The sequence below is a fragment of the Pseudomonas sp. MWU13-2517 genome, from assembly GCF_023242545.1.
Taxonomy (GTDB): Bacteria; Pseudomonadota; Gammaproteobacteria; order Pseudomonadales; family Pseudomonadaceae; genus Aquipseudomonas.
Map to the genome: position 1 here is coordinate 274,904 of NZ_JALMFA010000004.1, position 18,774 is coordinate 293,677.

An 18,774-nucleotide genomic window follows, 5' to 3' on the forward strand; every position below is an offset into this window, starting at 1 on the left:
GCCCGGTACAATCCGGGCCTTGTTGTTTCCACGTATCTAGACAGGATCACTATGCCGGCTTCATTCGTTCACCTACGCCTGCACACTGAATACTCCCTGGTCGACGGCCTGGTACGGATCAAACCGCTGGTCAAAACCCTGGTAGGCATGAACATGCCTGCGGTGGCGGTTACCGACCAGAACAACATGTGTTCCCTGGTCAAGTTCTACAAGAACGCCATGGGCGCCGGCATCAAGCCGATCTGCGGTGCCGACCTGTGGCTGGCCAACAAGGACCCGGATAATCCCCTGAGCCGCATCAGCCTGTTGGCGATGAACGGCGTGGGCTATCGCAACCTCACCGAACTGATTTCCCGTGGTTTTATCGACGGCCAGCGCAATGGCTCGATCATTATCGAGCGCGAGTGGGTGGCGGAGGCCAGCGAAGGGCTGATAATGCTGTCGGCCGCCAAAGAAGGCGAGATCGGCATTGCGTTGTTGGGGGGCAATCCCCAGGAAGCCGAAGTGCTGGCCAGTGAGTGGATGAAGGTCTTTCCTGACCGTTTTTACCTGGAAGTCCAGCGTACCAATCGAGCAAACGACGAAGAGCATCTGCACGCCGCAGTGGCACTGGCCGACAAGTTGGGCGCACCTTTGGTGGCGACCAATGATGTGCGCTTCATCAAGAAAGAAGATTTCGAGGCCCACGAAACGCGCGTGTGCATCGGCGAAGGCCGGGCCCTGGATGACCCGCGCCGCTCGAAAAACTACAGCGAAGAGCAATACCTCAAAAGCGCCGAGGAGATGGCCGAGCTGTTCAGCGACCTGCCCGAGGCCCTGGAAAACTCCGTCGAGATCGCCAAGCGCTGCAACATTGAAGTGAAACTGGGCAAGCACTTCCTGCCCAACTTCCCGATTCCCGATGGCATGACCATCGATGAGTATTTCCGCAAGGTGTCGTTCGATGGCCTTGAGGAGCGATTGGCTGTTCTGCTGCCCAAGGACACCACCGAGGATTACGACGCCAAGCGTCAGGTCTACGTGGATCGGCTGAATTTCGAGCTGGATATCATTATCCAGATGGGGTTCCCGGGCTACTTCCTGATCGTGATGGACTTTATCCAGTGGGCCAAAAACAACGGCGTACCGGTTGGCCCTGGCCGGGGGTCGGGTGCCGGCTCGCTGGTAGCCTATGTACAGAAGATCACCGACCTTGACCCGTTGGAATATGACCTGCTGTTCGAGCGGTTCCTGAACCCGGAACGGGTCTCCATGCCCGACTTCGACGTCGACTTCTGCATGGACGGCCGAGACCGCGTGATCGAGTACGTGGCCGAGAAATATGGCCGCAACGCGGTAAGCCAGATCATCACTTTCGGTTCCATGGCGGCAAAGGCTGTAATCCGCGACGTGGCGCGGGTTCAGGGCAAGTCCTATGGCCTGGCGGATCGCCTGTCGAAGATGATCCCGTTCGAAGTCGGCATGACCCTGGAAAAAGCCTACGAGCAGGAAGAAATCCTGCGCGACTTTATCAAGGTCGACGAAGAAGCCGCCGAAATCTGGGACATGGCCCGCAAGCTCGAAGGTGTGGTGCGTAACGTTGGTAAACATGCCGGTGGCGTGGTTATCGCGCCGACCAAGCTCACCGACTTTTCGCCGATCTACTGCGATGAAGAAGGCGACGGCCTGGTTACTCAGTTCGACAAGGATGACGTGGAAGCGGCCGGCCTTGTGAAGTTCGACTTCCTGGGCCTGCGGACCCTGACGATCATCGATTGGGCGCTCAAGACGATCAACCGCGACCGCGCCAAGGCTGGCGAAGAGCCGCTGGATATCGCGTTCATCCCGCTGGATGACAAACCGACCTATTCGTTGCTGCAAAAAGCCGAAACCACGGCGGTATTCCAGCTTGAATCCCGGGGCATGAAAGAGCTGATCAAAAAGCTCAAGCCCGACTGCCTGGAAGACTTGATCGCACTGGTGGCCCTGTTCCGCCCGGGCCCGTTGCAATCGGGCATGGTGGATGACTTCATCAACCGCAAGCACGGGCGTGCCGAGCTGGCATACCCGCACTCCGATTATCAGTACGAGGGCCTCAAGCCAGTACTGGCACCGACCTACGGCATCATCCTGTATCAGGAACAGGTGATGCAGATTGCTCAGGTAATGGCCGGTTACACCCTCGGTGGTGCGGATATGCTGCGTCGGGCCATGGGTAAGAAAAAGCCCGAGGAAATGGCCAAGCAGCGCGGTGGTTTCATTGAAGGTTGCGCCACCAACAATATCGATGCCGACCTGGCCGGTAACATTTTCGACCTGGTGGAAAAATTCGCCGGTTATGGTTTCAACAAATCCCACTCCGCTGCCTACGGCCTGGTGTCGTACCAGACCGCCTGGCTGAAAGCCCACTACCCGGCGCCGTTCATGGCTGCGGTACTCTCGGCGGACATGCACAACACCGACAAGGTCGTGACCTTGATCGAGGAAGTGCGCACCATGAAGCTGCGCCTCGACGCACCGGACGTGAACGCTTCGGAGTTCAAGTTCACGGTAAACGACGAAGGGCGCATCATCTATGGCCTGGGCGCGATCAAGGGAGTCGGCGAAGGCCCGGTGGAAGCGATCACCGAAGCGCGTCAGGATGGGCCATTCAAGGACCTGTTCGACTTCTGCGCCCGGGTTGACCTCAAGCGCATCAACAAACGCACCCTCGACGGCCTGATCCGCAGTGGCGCACTTGACCGTCTCGGCCCGTATTTCCATGATGAGCCGAAGGCTTACCAGGCCAATATCGACCGTAACCGTGCGGTGCTGCTGGCCGCCATGGAAGAGGCGATCAAAGCCGCCGAACAGACGGCCCGCACGCACGACAGCGGGCACGCGGACCTGTTTGGTGGGCTGTTCGTCGAAGCGGACGCGGATGTGTACGCGAACCATCGCAAGGCCAAAGAGTTGACCCTCAAGGAACGTCTCAAGGGTGAGAAAGACACGTTGGGCTTGTACCTTACCGGTCACCCGATTGACGAATACGAAGGGGAAATCCGTCGTTTTGCCCGTCAGCGCATCATCGACCTGAAGCCGGCGCGCGACACCCAGACCGTTGCCGGCATGATCATCGCCCTGCGGGTGATGAAGAATAAGAAGGGTGACAAGATGGGCTTCATCACCCTCGACGACCGTTCGGGGCGGATCGAGGCGTCGCTGTTTGCCGATGCGTTCCACTCTGCGCAATCGCTGCTGCAGACCGATGCCATGGTGGTGGTGGAAGGGGAGGTCAGCAACGATGACTTCTCCGGTGGCCTGCGCTTGCGGATCAAACGGGTCATGAGTATGGAAGATGCCCGCACCAACCTGGCGGAAAGCCTGCGTTTGAAGGTCAAGACCGAGGCGCTCAAGGGTGATCAGCTACGCTGGTTGGGGGACCTGCTCAAGCGTCACCGTGGCGCTTGCCCTGTGACCATGGAATACACCGGCAATGACGCCAAGGCGATGTTGCAATTCGGCGAGACGTGGCGAATTGATCCCGCGGATGGCTTGATTCAAGCTTTGCGTGACCAGTTCGGGCGAGACAACGTCTTCCTCCAATACCGCTGACGGTCAGAACACCTGACCTCGGCTGAACATTTAATCTCGACCTAAACGCGCCTCTCCCTTAAGGTAGGGCGCGAATAGACAACCGGCTGGCCAGGCACTCCTTGGCCGTCGACCCAAGACGGACGCTTATGAACCCGAATTTTCTTGATTTCGAACAGCCGATCGCTGACCTGCAAGCCAAGATTGAAGAACTGCGCCTGGTCGGCAATGACAATTCGCTGAATATCGGCGATGAGATCTCCCGCCTGCAAGACAAGAGCAAGACGCTGACCGAAGACATCTTCGGCAAGCTGACCAGCTGGCAGATCGCGCGCCTGGCTCGCCATCCGCGCCGCCCGTATACCCTGGACTACATCCAGCACATCTTCACCGAGTTCGACGAGCTGCATGGCGACCGCCACTTCTCGGATGACGCCGCGATTGTTGGCGGTATCGCTCGCCTGGACGATCAGCCGGTCATGGTGATCGGTCACCAGAAAGGCCGTGAAGTGCGCGAGAAAGTACGCCGCAACTTCGGCATGCCGCGTCCGGAAGGCTACCGCAAGGCTTGCCGCCTGATGGAAATGGCCGAGCGCTTCAAAATGCCGATCCTGACCTTCATCGACACACCGGGCGCCTATCCGGGTATCGACGCTGAAGAGCGCAACCAGAGCGAAGCGATTGCGTGGAACCTGCGTGTCATGGCTCGCCTGAAAACCCCGATCATCGCTACCGTGATTGGCGAAGGCGGTTCCGGCGGCGCACTGGCCATTGGTGTCTGCGACCAACTGAACATGCTGCAGTATTCGACCTACGCGGTGATCTCGCCGGAAGGTTGCGCCTCGATCCTGTGGAAAACTGCAGAAAAGGCGCCGGACGCTGCCGAAGCCATGGGCATTACCGCCGATCGCCTCAAAGGTCTGGGGATCGTGGATAAAGTGATCGCCGAGCCATTGGGCGGCGCTCACCGCGACCCGGCTGCCGCCGCTGCGACCATCCGCGCCGAACTGGGTTCGCAACTGGCGATGCTCAAGAAGCTGGATAACGAAGCGCTGCTGACCCGTCGTTATGAGCGTCTGATGAGCTACGGTCTCTAAAAGTCGCCGTAATACTGAAAATGTGGGAGGGAGCTTGCTCCCGATAGCGGTGGGTCGGTCACCCGATGCGTTGACCGATACTCGGCAATCGGGAGCACGCCCCTCCCACTTTTGCTTTGTGTATTCTTGCCGAACGTATTCCAGATGTGCGGCGGTAACCTGTGATGAAAGCAACGCTGGCCGCTGAACTTCTGCAAATCCTGGCCCCATGGCGCAACGCCCCGGCCTGGCACGTCGCCTTCTCAGGTGGGCTTGATTCCACCGTTCTGCTGCACCTTTTGGCCGCTCTGGCAAAAACCGAAACGTTCCCGCCGCTCCATGCCATCCATGTCCACCACGGCTTGCAGGCTGCCGCCGACACCTGGCCCAGCCATTGCCAATCGGTGTGTGACAGCCTTGGCGTACCCTTGCGTGTCATGCGCGTGCACGTCCAGCCCGGCGCGAGCCTTGAGCGTGCCGCCCGCGATGCGCGTTACCAGGCGTTTGCCGAAGTGACTGGGGCAGGGGAGGTGCTGCTCACGGGGCAGCACCGCGACGACCAGGCTGAAACCCTGTTGTTTCGCCTGTTGCGTGGGGCCGGGGTGCGAGGGTTGGCGGCCATGCCCGTCCAGCGTCCATTGGCGAAGGGGTATTTGTTACGGCCGCTGCTGGGTGTTTCGCGTGAGACGTTGGAAGCCTATGCCCATGATCAGCAGCTCAAGTGGATCGACGATCCCTCCAATGCGGATTCGCGGTTTTCCCGTAATTACCTGCGCCACCGCGTATTTCCGACGCTGACAGAGCGTTGGCCGCAAGCCGTTTCAAGCTTGGCCCGCACCGCCGAGCATCTTGATGAAGCGCAAGGCTTGCTGGATGAGTTGGCGCAGATGGACCTGCAGGCTGCCGACCAGCCTTCGGCATTTCCCTGGCTGCCCTTGCCATCACTGGCCCTGGCGCCACTTCGTGAGCTGTCCGACGCTCGTCAACGCAACGCCCTGCGCCACTGGCTGGCGCCGCTGACCCGCTTGCCCGATAGCGATCATTGGGCCGGCTGGTGCTCCTTGCGCGATGCCAAGGGCGACGCACAGCCGTTGTGGCGCCTGGCCGACGGCCAACTTCGCCGCTGTGGTGAACGCGTCTGGTGGTTGCCCGTCGCTTGGCAGGCTTTTTCCGATGCAACGGTGAGGTGGTCACACCCGCAAAACCCACTAGAGTTACCCGGCAACGGTCAGCTGACATTTATTGGCGCGGTGCCTGAAGGCCTGTTGGAGGTCCGCTATCGGCGCGGCGGTGAAATCATGGAAGTGCCAGGTCGCGGTCGGCGTGACCTGAAGCGCCTGCTTAACGAAAGTGGTTTGCCGGAGTTCGTGCGTGGCAGATTGCCGCTGCTGTATCGGGGTGAGCAATTGCTGGCTGTCCCAACCCTTGCGGGGCTATGGTCCAGCCCGGTGGACGGCTGGCAATTACATTGGTTGCCACAGAACTGCGATCAAGGTTTGAGCTGATAGAGCCTTTCCGGTAGACTACGCTCCCTTCTTGATACAACTTCTGTGGATTCGCCTGAATCGCAGGAGTTGCCGATTACCAAGCAGTCTTTGCTGGGCGATTCCAAAAAATGTGTAGCGATCAACGTACCGGTGTTTCATTACTGGTCTGTCACCACGCGGCGGTTTTTTTGAAAGGTGCACTGTGATTAATGCAGGTGATCGGGGGCTTCGGCCTTCCTTCGCTTTCCCCGGCGGCTCGGACCGCTTTAACGCAGACTTCTAGGGTTTTTCATGACGCGCTACATATTCGTCACGGGCGGTGTTGTTTCTTCATTGGGGAAAGGCATTGCCTCCGCTTCATTGGCGGCCATCCTGGAGGCGCGGGGACTTAAGGTCACCATGCTCAAGCTGGACCCGTACATCAACGTTGACCCGGGCACCATGAGCCCGTTCCAGCACGGTGAAGTGTTCGTTACCCACGACGGCGCCGAGACCGACCTGGACCTGGGCCACTACGAGCGGTTCATCCGCACGACCATGACCCAGAACAACAACTTCACCACCGGCCGTGTCTACGAGCACGTGCTGCGCAAGGAGCGCCGTGGTGACTACCTGGGTGCAACCATCCAGGTGATCCCGCACATCACCGACGAAATCAAGCGCCGCATCATCAAGGGTGCAGGCGATGCCGACGTGGCGATGGTCGAGATCGGTGGCACCGTGGGTGACATCGAATCCCAGCCGTTCCTCGAAGCCATCCGCCAGCTGCGTTTCGAAGTCGGCGCCAAGCGTGCGATGCTGATGCACCTCACCCTGGTGCCGTACATCGCCACTGCCGGCGAAACCAAAACCAAGCCTACCCAGCATTCGGTCAAGGAACTGCGCTCCATCGGCCTGCAGCCGGACGTGCTGGTATGCCGTTCCGATCACCCGATCGACATTTCCTCGCGTCGCAAGATCGCGCAATTCACCAACGTTGAAGAACGTGCGGTGATTGCCCTGGAAGACGCCGACACCATCTACAAGATCCCGGGCATCCTGCATTCGCAAGGCCTGGATGACTTTGTGGTCGAGCGTTTCGGCTTGCAGTGCGGCGGCGCGGACCTGTCCGAGTGGGACGCGGTGGTTGACGCCAAGCTCAACCCTGAGCACGAAGTCACCATCGCGATGGTCGGCAAGTACATGGAACTGCTGGACGCGTACAAGTCGCTGATCGAAGCGATGAGCCACGCCGGTATCAGCAACCGTACCAAGGTCAACCTGCGCTACATCGATTCCGAAGACATCGAGAATCAGGGCACCGCGCTGCTCGAAGGTGTTGATGCGATCCTCGTTCCAGGCGGTTTCGGCCTGCGTGGCGTGGAAGGCAAGATCACCGCCGTGCAATATGCTCGTGAGAACAAGGTGCCGTACCTGGGCATCTGCCTGGGCATGCAAGTGGCCGTTATCGAGTTCGCCCGTAACGTGCTGGGCTGGAAAGACGCTAACTCCACCGAGTTCGATCACACCAGCGGCCATCCGGTTGTCGGCCTGATCACCGAGTGGGCGGATGCCACCGGCGCCGTTGAAACCCGTACCGAAACGTCCGACCTGGGCGGCACCATGCGCCTTGGCGCGCAAGACTGCCTGCTGGAGCCGGGTTCCCTGGTTCACGACTGCTATGGCAAGGACGTGATCGTCGAGCGTCACCGTCACCGCTACGAGGTGAACAACAACCTGCTGCCGCAGATCAAGGAAGCCGGCCTGAAAATCTCCGGTCGTTCCGGTGACGGCGCGCTGGTTGAAGTGGTGGAAGCTCCGGATCATCCATGGTTCGTCGCTTGCCAGTTCCACCCTGAGTTCACGTCGACCCCGCGCGACGGTCACCCGTTGTTCAGCGGTTTCGTCAAGGCGGCACTGACGCAACATCAGAAGAAGGCGTAACCCTGATGGCCCAGAAGATCATTCGCGTAGGCGACATCGAGATTGCCAACGACAAGCCCATGGTGTTGTTTGGCGGCATGAACGTGCTGGAAAGCCGCGACATGGCGATGCAGGTTTGTGAAGAGTATGTGCGGGTCACCCAGAAACTGGGTATCCCCTATGTGTTCAAGGCCAGCTTCGACAAGGCCAACCGTTCGTCCGTGACCTCCTACCGCGGCCCGGGCCTTGAAGAAGGCATGCGGATCTTCCAGGACATCAAGCAAGCCTTCGGCGTGCCGATCATCACCGACGTCCACGAGCCTGAACAGGCTGCCGTGGTCGCCGAAGTGTGCGACATCATCCAGTTGCCGGCCTTCCTGTCGCGCCAGACCGACCTGGTCGTCGCGATGGCGAAGACCGGTGCCGTGATCAACATCAAGAAAGCCCAGTTCCTCGCGCCCCAGGAAATGAAACACATCCTGAGCAAGTGCGTGGAAGCGGGTAACGACCAGTTAATCCTCTGCGAGCGTGGTTCGAGCTTCGGCTACAACAACCTCGTGGTGGACATGCTGGGTTTCGGCATCATGAAGCAGTTCGAATACCCGGTGTTCTTCGACGTGACCCACGCGCTGCAAATGCCTGGTGGGCGCTCCGACTCCGCCGGTGGGCGTCGTGCCCAGGTCACCGACCTGGCCAAGGCGGGCATGAGCCAGTCCCTGGCCGGCCTGTTCCTGGAAGCCCACCCGGACCCGGACAACGCCAAGTGCGATGGTCCTTGCGCCCTGCGCCTGGACAAACTGGAGCCGTTTCTGGCCCAGCTCAAGCAATTGGACGAACTGGTCAAGAGTTTTCCGACAGTAGAAACCGCGTAAGCGTCGTTTCTCCGGTAGACTTTCCCTCGTTTTATGCTCAGGCCTGCGGGCCTGAGCCTTGTCGTCTGCAAGCCTGCCCCGTTGTTCCACCCTTGCGGTCGGTCAAAAGTTTTCCTTCAGCTGCGTCGTTTTCGTCAACTTTGGAGTGTTTACAACAATGGCAAAAATCGTCGACATCAAAGGTCGTGAAGTTCTCGACTCCCGTGGCAACCCCACCGTCGAGGCCGACGTGCTTCTCGATAACGGCATCATCGGTAGCGCCTGCGCGCCGTCCGGTGCTTCCACCGGTTCGCGCGAAGCGCTGGAACTGCGTGATGGCGACAAGAGCCGTTACCTGGGCAAAGGTGTACTGAAGGCTGTAGCCAACATCAACGGCCCGATCCGTGACCTGTTGCTGGGTAAGGATCCGCTGGACCAGAAAGCCCTGGACCACGCGATGATCAAGCTCGACGGCACTGAAAACAAAGGCAGCCTGGGCGCCAACGCCATCCTCGCCGTGTCCCTGGCTGCTGCCAAGGCTGCCGCCCAGGACCAGGATCTTCCGCTGTACGCCCATATCGCCAACCTGAATGGCACGCCGGGCGTGTATTCGATGCCAGTGCCGATGATGAACATCATCAACGGTGGTGAGCATGCCGATAACAACGTCGATATTCAGGAGTTCATGGTTCAGCCGGTTGGCGCCAAGACGTTCTCCGAAGGCCTGCGCATGGGCACCGAGATTTTTCATCACCTGAAAGCTGTACTGAAGGCCCGTGGCCTGAGCACTGCCGTGGGTGACGAAGGTGGTTTCGCACCGAACCTGGCGTCCAACGAAGATGCACTGAAAGTGATCTCCGAAGCCGTGGCCAACGCTGGCTACAAACTGGGCACCGACGTGACCCTGGCCCTGGACTGCGCGGCCAGCGAGTTCTATGAGGACGGTAAATACAACCTGTCCGGCGAAGGTCACGTATTCACTTCCGAAGGTTTTGCCGACTACCTCAAAGGCCTGACCGAGCGCTATCCGATCATCTCGATCGAAGACGGCCTGGATGAGTCCGACTGGGCTGGCTGGAAAGTCCTCACCGACAAGATCGGCGAGAAAATCCAACTGGTGGGCGACGACCTGTTCGTGACCAACACCAAGATCCTCAAAGAAGGCATCGACAAAAAGATCGCCAACTCGATCCTGATCAAGTTCAACCAGATCGGCACCCTGACCGAAACCCTGGAAGCCATCCAGATGGCCAAGGCGGCAGGCTATACCGCCGTGATCTCCCACCGCTCCGGCGAAACCGAAGATTCGACCATTGCCGACCTGGCTGTGGGCACCTCGGCGGGCCAGATCAAGACCGGTTCCCTGTGCCGCTCCGACCGTGTTTCCAAGTACAACCAATTGCTGCGTATCGAAGAGCAACTGGCAGGTAAAGCCAAGTACAACGGTCGCGGTGAGTTTCGCGGCTGATCGCTACTTGATGCTAAAGCATGGTAAAAAGTCGTCGGGTTGCGTCGGAAAAAATACGACAGTGTGTATTTCGACGCTAATCTGATGGCTATCTAGCACAAGCCTGGTTCTTCCAGGCTTCGTGCTATCAGTTGCTGCAAAAGTTCTACATGGCTGGCTTTTTTCACTGGATACCCGGATTTCGATGCGCAGTCCCAATTGGTTGTTCCTCGTCTTGCTCTTGTTGCTGGCTGGCCTGCAGTACCGCCTATGGGTGGGTAATGGCAGCTTTGCACAGGTAGAAGAACTGACCCAGCAGATTGCCGACCAGCACGCCGAAAACGAACGTCTGCTGGAGCGTAATCGCGTCCTGGATGCCGAAGTGCTTGAGCTGAAAAAAGGTACGGAGACCGTTGAAGAACGGGCTCGTCATGAGTTGGGCATGGTCAAGGAGGGTGAAACCCTCTACCAGTTGGCCCAATGAGTTACTGTTTACCGGCCTTCTGGGCCGTGATTCCTGCCGCGGGCGTCGGTGCCCGTATGGCCGCTGACCGTCCGAAGCAATACCTGCAACTGGGCGGGCGCACAATTCTCGAACACAGCCTTGGCTGTTTTCTCGACCATCCATCGCTCAAGGGCCTGGTGGTCAGTCTTGCTTCTGATGATCCTTATTGGCCCGAGCTGGCGTGTGCTGCTGACGCTCGTATCCATCGTGCGGACGGTGGCCTGGAGCGTTCGGGTTCGGTGCTCAATGCACTGTTGCAACTCAATGCCCTGGGCGCCGGCGACGACGATTGGGTGTTGGTGCACGATGCCGCGCGTCCCAACCTGAGCCGTGACGACCTCGACAAACTCTTGATTGAACTGGCGGATGACCCGGTTGGCGGCCTGCTGGCCGTACCGGCCCGGGACACCCTCAAGCGTGTCGACAAGCATGGCCGGGTGATGGAAACCGTCGACCGCAGCCTGATCTGGCAGGCCTACACGCCGCAGATGTTTCGCCTGGGGGCGTTGCACCGTGCCCTGGCCGACAGCCTGGTGGCCGACGCTGTGATCACCGACGAAGCCTCGGCCATGGAATGGTCCGGCCAGGCGCCACGCTTGATTGAAGGGCGTTCGGACAATATCAAGGTAACCCGTCCAGAGGATTTGGAGTGGTTGCGGTTGCGCTGGGCGAATCGCAGGTAGCCAATGACAACGCATCGACGCTATCGGGAACTTGCTCTCGATAGCGGTAGATTCAACCGCTGCTCCATCAACTGATGTACTCCAGCCTTTCGGCCAGCCCCGCCTTCAAGAAATCCACCAGCTTCCTGACCTTTGGCGACAAATGCCGCTGCTGCGGATACAACGCCCACACCGCTGTGTTCGGCGGCTGATGCGCCTCCAGCAACGACACCAGCGCGCCATTGTGCAAATGCTCAAGCACGTAGTAATCCGGCAACTGGCATAACCCAACCCCTTGCAGTGCCGCATCCAGCACCGCCTGGCCACTGTTGCAACGCCAGTTACCCTGTACACGTTGAGAAAATTCCCGCCCGTCCTGAGCCAGTTGCCAGATATCCGAGCTGCCGATCAGGCAGTTATGCCGACTCAATTCCGACAAACTATGTGGCCTGCCATACCTGGCAAGGTAGGACGGCGACGCGCACAGGTACATGCGGCGGGGTGCCAGCCGGCTGGCGACCATGCGCGAGTCTTGCAGACGCCCCAGTCGAATTGCCAGGTCGAGCCCTTCGTGCACCAGGTCCAGTTGGCGGTTGGTCAGTTCGATATCCACGCGCAATTGCGGATACAGCGCCATGAACCGTGTCACCAGCGGCACGATGAACCGCTCGCCGTAAGCCACCGCGCAGGTCATGCGCAACATGCCCTTGGGTTCACTGGTGAGGTCACCCACAGCGCGCAGGGCTTCTTCGCGACCGTCTTGCAAGCGCTGGCAGTGCTGCAGGAAGGTCTGGCCGGCTTCGGTCAGGGTCACCTTGCGCGTACTGCGATACAGCAGCCGCGTCTGCAGACGTTCTTCCAGGCGTGCCACCTGCCGGCTGATGTGGGACGACGATACGCCCAAGCGTTCAGCTGCTGCCGTGAACTGGTTGCATTCGGCGACGGCGACAAACTCATCGATGCCTTCCCAGCGGTTTTCCAGCATGTTGATTATCCCTGTACGGCAATAAAGTTTTGCTTTTGCCTGGATTATTTATCAATGAGCCATGTTTTACACTCACTCCCTCAGTTTTTAACCCATGGAGAAACCCGGATGATCAAGTCCCGCGCCGCCGTAGCCTTTGAAGCCAAGAAGCCCCTTGAGATCGTTGAAGTGGATGTGGCCATGCCCAAGGCCGGCGAGGTGCTGCTGCGGGTGGTCGCGTCGGGCGTGTGCCACACCGATGCCTACACCCTGTCGGGTGCTGATCCGGAAGGCATCTTCCCATCGATCCTCGGCCACGAAGGCGGTGCGGTGGTTGAAGCGATCGGTGAAGGCGTGACCTCGGTGGCCGTGGGTGACCATGTGATCCCGCTGTACACGCCGGAGTGCGGCAAGTGCAAGTTCTGCCTGTCGGGCAAGACCAACCTGTGCCAGGCGATCCGCTCCACCCAAGGCAAAGGGTTGATGCCCGACGGCACCACGCGTTTCTCCTACAAGGGCCAGGAAATTTTCCATTACATGGGCACCTCGACATTCTCCGAGTTCACCGTGTTGCCGGAAATCTCCGTGGCCAAGATCCCAAAAGAAGCGCCGCTGGAAAAAGTCTGCCTGCTCGGCTGCGGCGTCACCACCGGTATCGGTGCGGTGATCAACACCGCCAAGGTCAAGCCGGGTGATACCGTGGCGATCTTCGGTCTGGGTGGCATCGGCCTGTCGGCAGTCATCGGCGCGGTCAAGGCCAAGGCGGGTCGCATCATTGCCATCGACATCAACCCAGCCAAATTCGAAATCGCCAAGCAACTGGGTGCCACCGACTGCATCAACCCGAAAGACTATGATCGCCCGATCCAGGACGTCATCGTCGACTTGACCGACGGCGGTGTGGACTTTTCCTTCGAGTGCATCGGCAATGTGCAACTGATGCGTGCCGCCCTTGAGTGCTGCCACAAAGGCTGGGGCGAGTCGGTGATCATCGGTGTGGCCGGGGCAGGCCAGGAAATCGCCACCCGTCCATTCCAACTGGTCACCGGCCGCGTCTGGCGTGGTTCGGCCTTCGGCGGCGTGCATGGCCGCAGCGAACTGCCAAGCTACGTGGAGATGGCTCAGACCGGCGAGATTCCGCTGGATACGTTCATCACTCACACCATGGGTCTGGAAGACATCAACAAAGCGTTTGACCTGATGCATGAAGGCAAGAGCATTCGTACCGTCATTCATTTTTGAAGCAGCTGCAAGCTACACGCTACAAGCTGAAAGTGAGCGCGCCTTACTTGCAGCTTGGAGCGTGCCGCTTGTAACTGGGAGCATTCCCATGACCCTGGAAAATATCTCGTGCCAAAAGAGTTTTGGCGGCTGGCACAAACGCTACAAACACAACTCCCACGTGCTCGGCTGCGACATGACCTTCGCTGTCTACCTGCCGCCACAAGCCGAGCAGGGCACTAAGCTGCCGGTGGTGTACTGGTTGTCCGGCCTGACCTGCACCGACGAGAACTTCATGCAGAAGGCCGGTGCCCAGCGCATAGCCGCCGAGTTGGGGTTGATCATCGTCGCGCCGGACACCAGCCCCCGTGGGCCGGGTGTGCCGGGCGATCCGGATAACGCCTGGGATTTCGGCCTGGGCGCGGGCTTCTACCTCAATGCCACCCAGGAACCTTGGGCCAAGCACTATCGGATGCATGATTACGTGGTGCAGGAATTGCCGGCGCTGGTTGAAGCGCATTTCCCCGCATCGGATAAACGTGGCATCAGCGGCCACTCCATGGGGGGGCATGGTGCGTTGGTCTGTGCGTTTCGCAATCCGGGACGTTACCAGTCGGTGTCAGCGTTTTCGCCGATCAACAATCCGATGGATTGCCCCTGGGGCCAGAAGGCGTTCTCGCGTTACCTGGGTGAGGAGCGCTCAAAGTGGCGTGAATGGGATGCCTGCGTGCTGATCGGTGAAGCGACTGAAAAGCTGCCATTGCTGGTGGATCAGGGTGACCGTGACGATTTTCTCGCCGTACAGCTTAAGCCTGAGGCCCTGGTACAAGCCGCAAAGGCCGCCGGCCATCCACTGGAGTTGCGCCTGCAGCCTGGCTACGACCATAGCTACTTTTTTATCGCCAGCTTCATCGAAGACCATTTGCGACATCATGGTCGTGCTTTGCTCGGTTAAAGTGAGGCAAAAGTAGGTAGAATCACGCCCTGAATTAAATCGGGGCGTTTTTTTATGCGTATTGGCCATGGCTACGATGTGCACCGTTTCGCCGAAGGCGATTTCATCACCTTGGGCGGCGTGCGGATCGCGCACCACCATGGGTTGCTGGCTCATTCCGACGGCGATGTCTTGCTGCACGCCTTGAGCGATGCCTTGCTGGGCGCTGCGGCACTGGGTGACATCGGTAAGCATTTCCCGGACACCGACCCGACGTTCAAGGGCGCGGACAGCCGTGTCTTGTTGCGCCACGTGGTCGGCCTGATTCACGCCAGGGGCTGGAAGGTCGGCAACGTCGACAACACCATCGTCGCCCAGGCACCGAAAATGGCCCCGCATATCGAATCGATGCGAGCGTTGATCGCCGCTGACCTGCACATTGAATTGGATCAAGTGAACGTGAAAGCCACCACCACCGAAAAACTCGGGTTTACCGGTCGTGAAGAGGGCATCGCAGTGCACTCCGTTGCCTTGTTGCTGCGCGCATGAATGACCTGCAACTGCTGGGCCCGCGGGCCTACGGCGAGGCGTTGGGCCGCGCTGTGCTGAAGGCGACGGCTGAAGATTTCCAGGTCGACGAAGTGCTGGATATCCCGCTGACCGGTGACGGTGAGCACCTGTGGCTATGGGTGGAAAAACGCGGCCTGAATACGGAAGAGGCTGCCCGGCGCATTGCCAAGGCTGCCGGCGTGCCGTTGCGCACCGTCAGTTATGCCGGCCTCAAGGACCGTCAGGCGTTGACTCGCCAGTGGTTCAGCGTGCAACTGCCGGGGAAGGCCGACCCGGACATGAGCAGTGCGGAAAACGACACCCTCAAGATTCTCAAAATGACCCGCCACAAGCGCAAGCTGCAACGCGGCGCACATTCGGCCAACGGCTTTACATTGCGCCTGACGCAACTGGAAGGCGATACGGCCGCCATTGATGCACGCTTGCAATTGATTGCGTCGCACGGCGTTCCCAACTACTTCGGCGCCCAGCGTTTCGGTCATAACGGCGGCAACGTGGTGGACGCCCGTGAGTGGGCGGCGCGTAAAGCCTTGCCGGAGCAGCGCAATGTGCGTTCGCGGCTGTTGTCTACGGCGCGCAGCTTCCTGTTCAACAAAGTGCTGGCCGCGCGCGTCGCCGACGGTTCCTGGCAGCGTGCCCAAGTCGGCGACCTGCTGGCGTTTACCGACAGCCGCAGTTTTTTTCCGGCGGGGGAGGCTGAATGCAGCGATCCGCGCCTGGCCATCCTGGACCTGCACCCGACCGGGCCGCAGTGGGGCGAGGGTGACTCGCCCGCCACGGGGACCACTCATGCCTTGGAACAGGCGGTCGCCGCCAGTGAAGCCGATCTGCGTGACTGGCTGGTGAAGGCCGGTATGAGCCAGGAACGTCGCATTCTGCGACTGCCCATTGGCGGGTTGACGTGGCATTATCCCGGACCTGACATTCTGCAATTGGAATTCGTCCTGCCGGCCGGATGCTTCGCCACTGTCTTGGTGCGCGAGCTTGTTGATCTGGTGCCGGTGGGGCCGACGGACAACCCATGCGTATTCTGATATCAAACGATGACGGTGCCACCGCACCCGGTCTTGCCGCGCTCTATGCTGCGCTGCAGGATTACGCCGAATGCGTGGTGGTCGCCCCGGATCAGGACAAGAGCGGCGCCAGCAGTTCGCTGACGCTCGACCGTCCGCTGCACCCGCAGGTTCTGGCTAATGGCTTTATCAGCGTAAACGGTACTCCCACCGACTGCGTGCACCTGGCGATCAACAGTTTGTTGGATCAAGAGCCGGATCTCGTGGTATCGGGCATTAACCTCGGTGCAAACCTGGGAGATGACGTGCTGTATTCCGGCACCGTGGCGGCGGCCCTTGAGGGGCGCTTTCTCGGCCGGACGTCGTTCGCTTTTTCCTTCGCCTCGCGGCAGTTGGATAATCTGGCGACCGCCGCCTACTTCGCACGCAAGCTGGTGGAGGCCCACGGTTCTCTGGCGTTGCCGCCGCGTACCGTGCTCAACGTCAATGTGCCCAATTTACCGCTCGATCATATTCGTGGCATCCAGCTCACCCGCCTGGGCCATCGTGCCCGTGCGGCGGCGCCCTTGAAGGTGGTCGACCCGCGTGGCAAGGAAGGGTACTGGATCGCTGCGGCCGGTGATGCCGAAGACGGTGGCCCCGGCACGGACTTTCATGCGGTGATGCAAGGTTATGTTTCGATTACTCCGTTGCAACTTGATCGCACCTTCAGTGATGCCTTCAGTAGCCTCGACGGTTGGCTCGAGGGGCTGCGTTGATGGCGCGTGAACAAGACGACCTGTTGCGCCGTGGTATCGGGATGACTTCCCAGCGTACCCGCGAGCGTTTGATCCAGCGCCTGTACGAAGAGGGCTTGTCCAATGCCCAGGTGCTGGAAGTGATCCGACGTACGCCTCGGCATCTGTTTGTCGATGAAGCCCTGGCGCACCGTGCCTATGAAGATACGGCATTGCCCATTGGCCACAACCAGACCATCTCCCAGCCTTATATGGTTGCGCGCATGAGCGAACTGTTGTTGGCGGCGGGGCCGCTGGACAAGGTGCTGGAGATCGGCACCGGTTCGGGCTACCAGACGGCGGTGCTGTCTCAATTGGTAGAGCGGGTGTTCTCGGTGGAGCGCATCAAGGTGCTGCAGGACCGCGCAAAGGAACGCCTGGTGGAACTGAACCTGCGCAACGTGGTGTTTCGTTGGGGCGATGGTTGGGAAGGCTGGCCGGCCCTGGCGCCGTATAACGGCATCATTGTCACCGCGGTGGCCACCGATGTGCCGCAAGCCTTGCTCGATCAACTGGCGCCTGGCGGGCGGTTGGTCATCCCGGTGGGCTCCGGTGAAGTGCAACAATTGATGCTCATTATTCGAGAAGACGAAGGCTTTTCTCGGCATGTATTGGGTGCCGTGCGCTTTGTACCCTTGCTCAATGGCCCGCTGGCCTGATCATTTATTCGCTGGCAGTGAATTCTGTTGGTGGCGATGTGTCTTACGGCGGGGTCTATCGTGTCAACATGATCGGAAGCCGGATTAAACATGATGGGTTTTTCGTTTTATCCGTCTGCCGGTAAAAATCCAGTGCCCAGTTATAATTGCGTCATATTTCAGGCCTGATACAGGCGTTAATGTTCAGCCACCACAAAGGGAGCGGCGGGTGAGTCTCACAGGTCTTGCGCAGCGTATGAGTAAAACAAGTTTTCAGCGACTGGTGCTTGGCCTTGTCTTGAGTTCCTTGTTGGCGGGCTGTTCAAGCTCACCGTCAAGTGGTGCGCGGGTTGTCGACCGTACTAACGCAAGTTCAGTGCCGCAAAAACCCATGGTTACCACCGGGCAATATGTCGTACGAAAGGGCGACACGTTGTTCTCGATCGCCTTCCGTTACGGCTGGGACTACAAAGCGCTCGCCGCTCGTAACAGTATTCCTGTGCCATATACGATACATCCGGGACAAACCATCCGTTTCGATGGTCGCACGGGCTCTGCGCCTACGACAGTTGTGACAAACACCGGATCTTCGCCATCTTCTTCGAGCAAGACAACCATCATCACCCGGCCTGCAGGCAGCGCCGCGCCTACGGTTGCGAGCAAACCGGCGCCCGCGCCGCTGCCACCTCCAGGCCCTGCGCCAACGGGTTGGGGATGGCCCTCGAACGGCGTGTTGATTGGAAAATTCTCTTCAAACGGTAGTTTGAATAAAGGCATTGATATCGCCGGGGATTTGGGACAGCCTGTTTTAGCTGCGTCTGATGGGACAGTGGTGTACGCCGGGAGTGGTTTACGGGGCTACGGCGAGCTGGTCATCATCAAACACAGCGATACCTACGTCAGTGCCTACGGTCATAACCGCAGGCTGTTGGTTCGGGAGGGGCAGCAAGTCAAAGTCGGACAGACAATTGCCGAAATGGGATCAACTGGTACAGACCGGGTGAAACTGCACTTTGAGATTCGCCGCCAAGGGAAACCTGTAGATCCGCTGCAATTCCTGCCCCGTCGTTGATGTGTTGCACAGCCTGTTCCCTCACGTAGAAGGAACAGGCTCCAGCGTTGCCAAGGATAAAGGCGTCGCTTGAGCTTGAGGTCGAACTCACCAAAGGACTATAA

General features: G+C 59.4%; 16 protein-coding genes. 15 read left to right on the forward strand and 1 reads right to left on the reverse strand.

Annotation, left to right across the window (positions count from 1 at the left end):
• Nucleotides 1-51 precede the first annotated feature (51 nt).
• From dnaE to ispD, 8 genes are all read left to right on the forward strand, one after another.
• Nucleotides 52-3,573 carry a DNA polymerase III subunit alpha gene (gene dnaE, locus M5B97_RS08145; RefSeq protein WP_123714901.1) on the forward strand — a complete coding sequence of 1,174 codons (3,522 nt, stop codon included), beginning with the start codon at nucleotides 52-54 and terminating at the stop codon, nucleotides 3,571-3,573.
• Between the two features lie 128 nt (nucleotides 3,574-3,701).
• Nucleotides 3,702-4,649: an acetyl-CoA carboxylase carboxyltransferase subunit alpha gene (locus M5B97_RS08150; protein WP_060754049.1), complete on the forward strand. Its 948-nt coding sequence runs from the start codon at nucleotides 3,702-3,704 to the stop codon at nucleotides 4,647-4,649.
• A 164-nt stretch (nucleotides 4,650-4,813) separates the two neighbouring features.
• Nucleotides 4,814-6,133 carry a tRNA lysidine(34) synthetase TilS gene (gene tilS, locus M5B97_RS08155; protein ID WP_248731216.1) on the forward strand — a complete coding sequence of 440 codons (1,320 nt, stop codon included), beginning with the start codon at nucleotides 4,814-4,816 and terminating at the stop codon, nucleotides 6,131-6,133.
• A 273-nt stretch (nucleotides 6,134-6,406) separates the two neighbouring features.
• Nucleotides 6,407-8,038: a CTP synthase gene (locus M5B97_RS08160; RefSeq protein WP_123714903.1), complete on the forward strand. Its 1,632-nt coding sequence runs from the start codon at nucleotides 6,407-6,409 to the stop codon at nucleotides 8,036-8,038.
• A gap of 5 nt (nucleotides 8,039-8,043) precedes the next feature.
• Nucleotides 8,044-8,889: a 3-deoxy-8-phosphooctulonate synthase gene (gene kdsA, locus M5B97_RS08165; RefSeq protein ID WP_003189190.1), complete on the forward strand. Its 846-nt coding sequence runs from the start codon at nucleotides 8,044-8,046 to the stop codon at nucleotides 8,887-8,889.
• 157 nt (nucleotides 8,890-9,046) lie between these two features.
• Nucleotides 9,047-10,336 (forward strand): phosphopyruvate hydratase, encoded by a 1,290-nt coding sequence (gene eno / locus M5B97_RS08170; protein ID WP_123714904.1) that lies wholly within the window; start codon nucleotides 9,047-9,049, stop codon nucleotides 10,334-10,336.
• Between the two features lie 184 nt (nucleotides 10,337-10,520).
• A complete protein-coding gene (gene ftsB, locus M5B97_RS08175; protein WP_057723188.1) occupies nucleotides 10,521-10,799 on the forward strand; it encodes a cell division protein FtsB in 279 nt (92 codons plus the stop codon).
• Nucleotides 10,796-11,503, forward strand: a complete 708-nt coding sequence (gene ispD / locus M5B97_RS08180; protein ID WP_248731217.1) for a 2-C-methyl-D-erythritol 4-phosphate cytidylyltransferase — start codon at nucleotides 10,796-10,798, stop codon at nucleotides 11,501-11,503. The genes ftsB and ispD overlap by 4 nt, the downstream gene beginning before the upstream one ends.
• Nucleotides 11,504-11,570: 67 nt before the next feature.
• On the opposite strand, the gene M5B97_RS08185 is transcribed toward ispD, so the two are convergent.
• Nucleotides 11,571-12,467, reverse strand: coding sequence for a LysR substrate-binding domain-containing protein (locus M5B97_RS08185; protein ID WP_248731218.1), 897 nt, complete (start codon nucleotides 12,465-12,467; stop codon nucleotides 11,571-11,573).
• Nucleotides 12,468-12,575: 108 nt separating this feature from the next.
• Between M5B97_RS08185 and M5B97_RS08190 the strand changes: the two genes are divergently transcribed.
• From M5B97_RS08190 to M5B97_RS08220, 7 genes are all read left to right on the forward strand, one after another.
• Entirely contained in the window at nucleotides 12,576-13,688 is a 1,113-nt protein-coding gene (locus tag M5B97_RS08190) for an S-(hydroxymethyl)glutathione dehydrogenase/class III alcohol dehydrogenase (RefSeq protein WP_248731219.1), read from the forward strand.
• Nucleotides 13,689-13,770: 82 nt separating this feature from the next.
• On the forward strand, nucleotides 13,771-14,622 hold the full coding sequence (gene fghA, locus M5B97_RS08195; protein WP_248731255.1) for an S-formylglutathione hydrolase: 852 nt from the start codon (nucleotides 13,771-13,773) through the stop codon (nucleotides 14,620-14,622).
• A gap of 54 nt (nucleotides 14,623-14,676) precedes the next feature.
• Nucleotides 14,677-15,150: a 2-C-methyl-D-erythritol 2,4-cyclodiphosphate synthase gene (ispF, locus tag M5B97_RS08200; protein ID WP_248731220.1), complete on the forward strand. Its 474-nt coding sequence runs from the start codon at nucleotides 14,677-14,679 to the stop codon at nucleotides 15,148-15,150.
• Complete coding sequence (gene truD, locus M5B97_RS08205; protein WP_248731221.1) at nucleotides 15,147-16,205, forward strand: tRNA pseudouridine(13) synthase TruD; 1,059 nt, start codon at nucleotides 15,147-15,149, stop codon at nucleotides 16,203-16,205. The genes ispF and truD overlap by 4 nt, the downstream gene beginning before the upstream one ends.
• A complete protein-coding gene (gene surE / locus M5B97_RS08210; protein WP_123714910.1) occupies nucleotides 16,193-16,942 on the forward strand; it encodes a 5'/3'-nucleotidase SurE in 750 nt (249 codons plus the stop codon). The genes truD and surE overlap by 13 nt, the downstream gene beginning before the upstream one ends.
• Nucleotides 16,943-16,983: 41 nt before the next feature.
• Nucleotides 16,984-17,619, forward strand: a complete 636-nt coding sequence (locus tag M5B97_RS08215; protein ID WP_169850588.1) for a protein-L-isoaspartate(D-aspartate) O-methyltransferase — start codon at nucleotides 16,984-16,986, stop codon at nucleotides 17,617-17,619.
• 208 nt (nucleotides 17,620-17,827) lie between these two features.
• The gene (locus M5B97_RS08220) at nucleotides 17,828-18,670 is read left to right on the forward strand and encodes a peptidoglycan DD-metalloendopeptidase family protein (protein WP_123714911.1); all 843 of its coding nucleotides are present in this window, start codon (nucleotides 17,828-17,830) and stop codon (nucleotides 18,668-18,670) included.
• The last annotated feature ends 104 nt before the right edge of the window (nucleotides 18,671-18,774 follow it).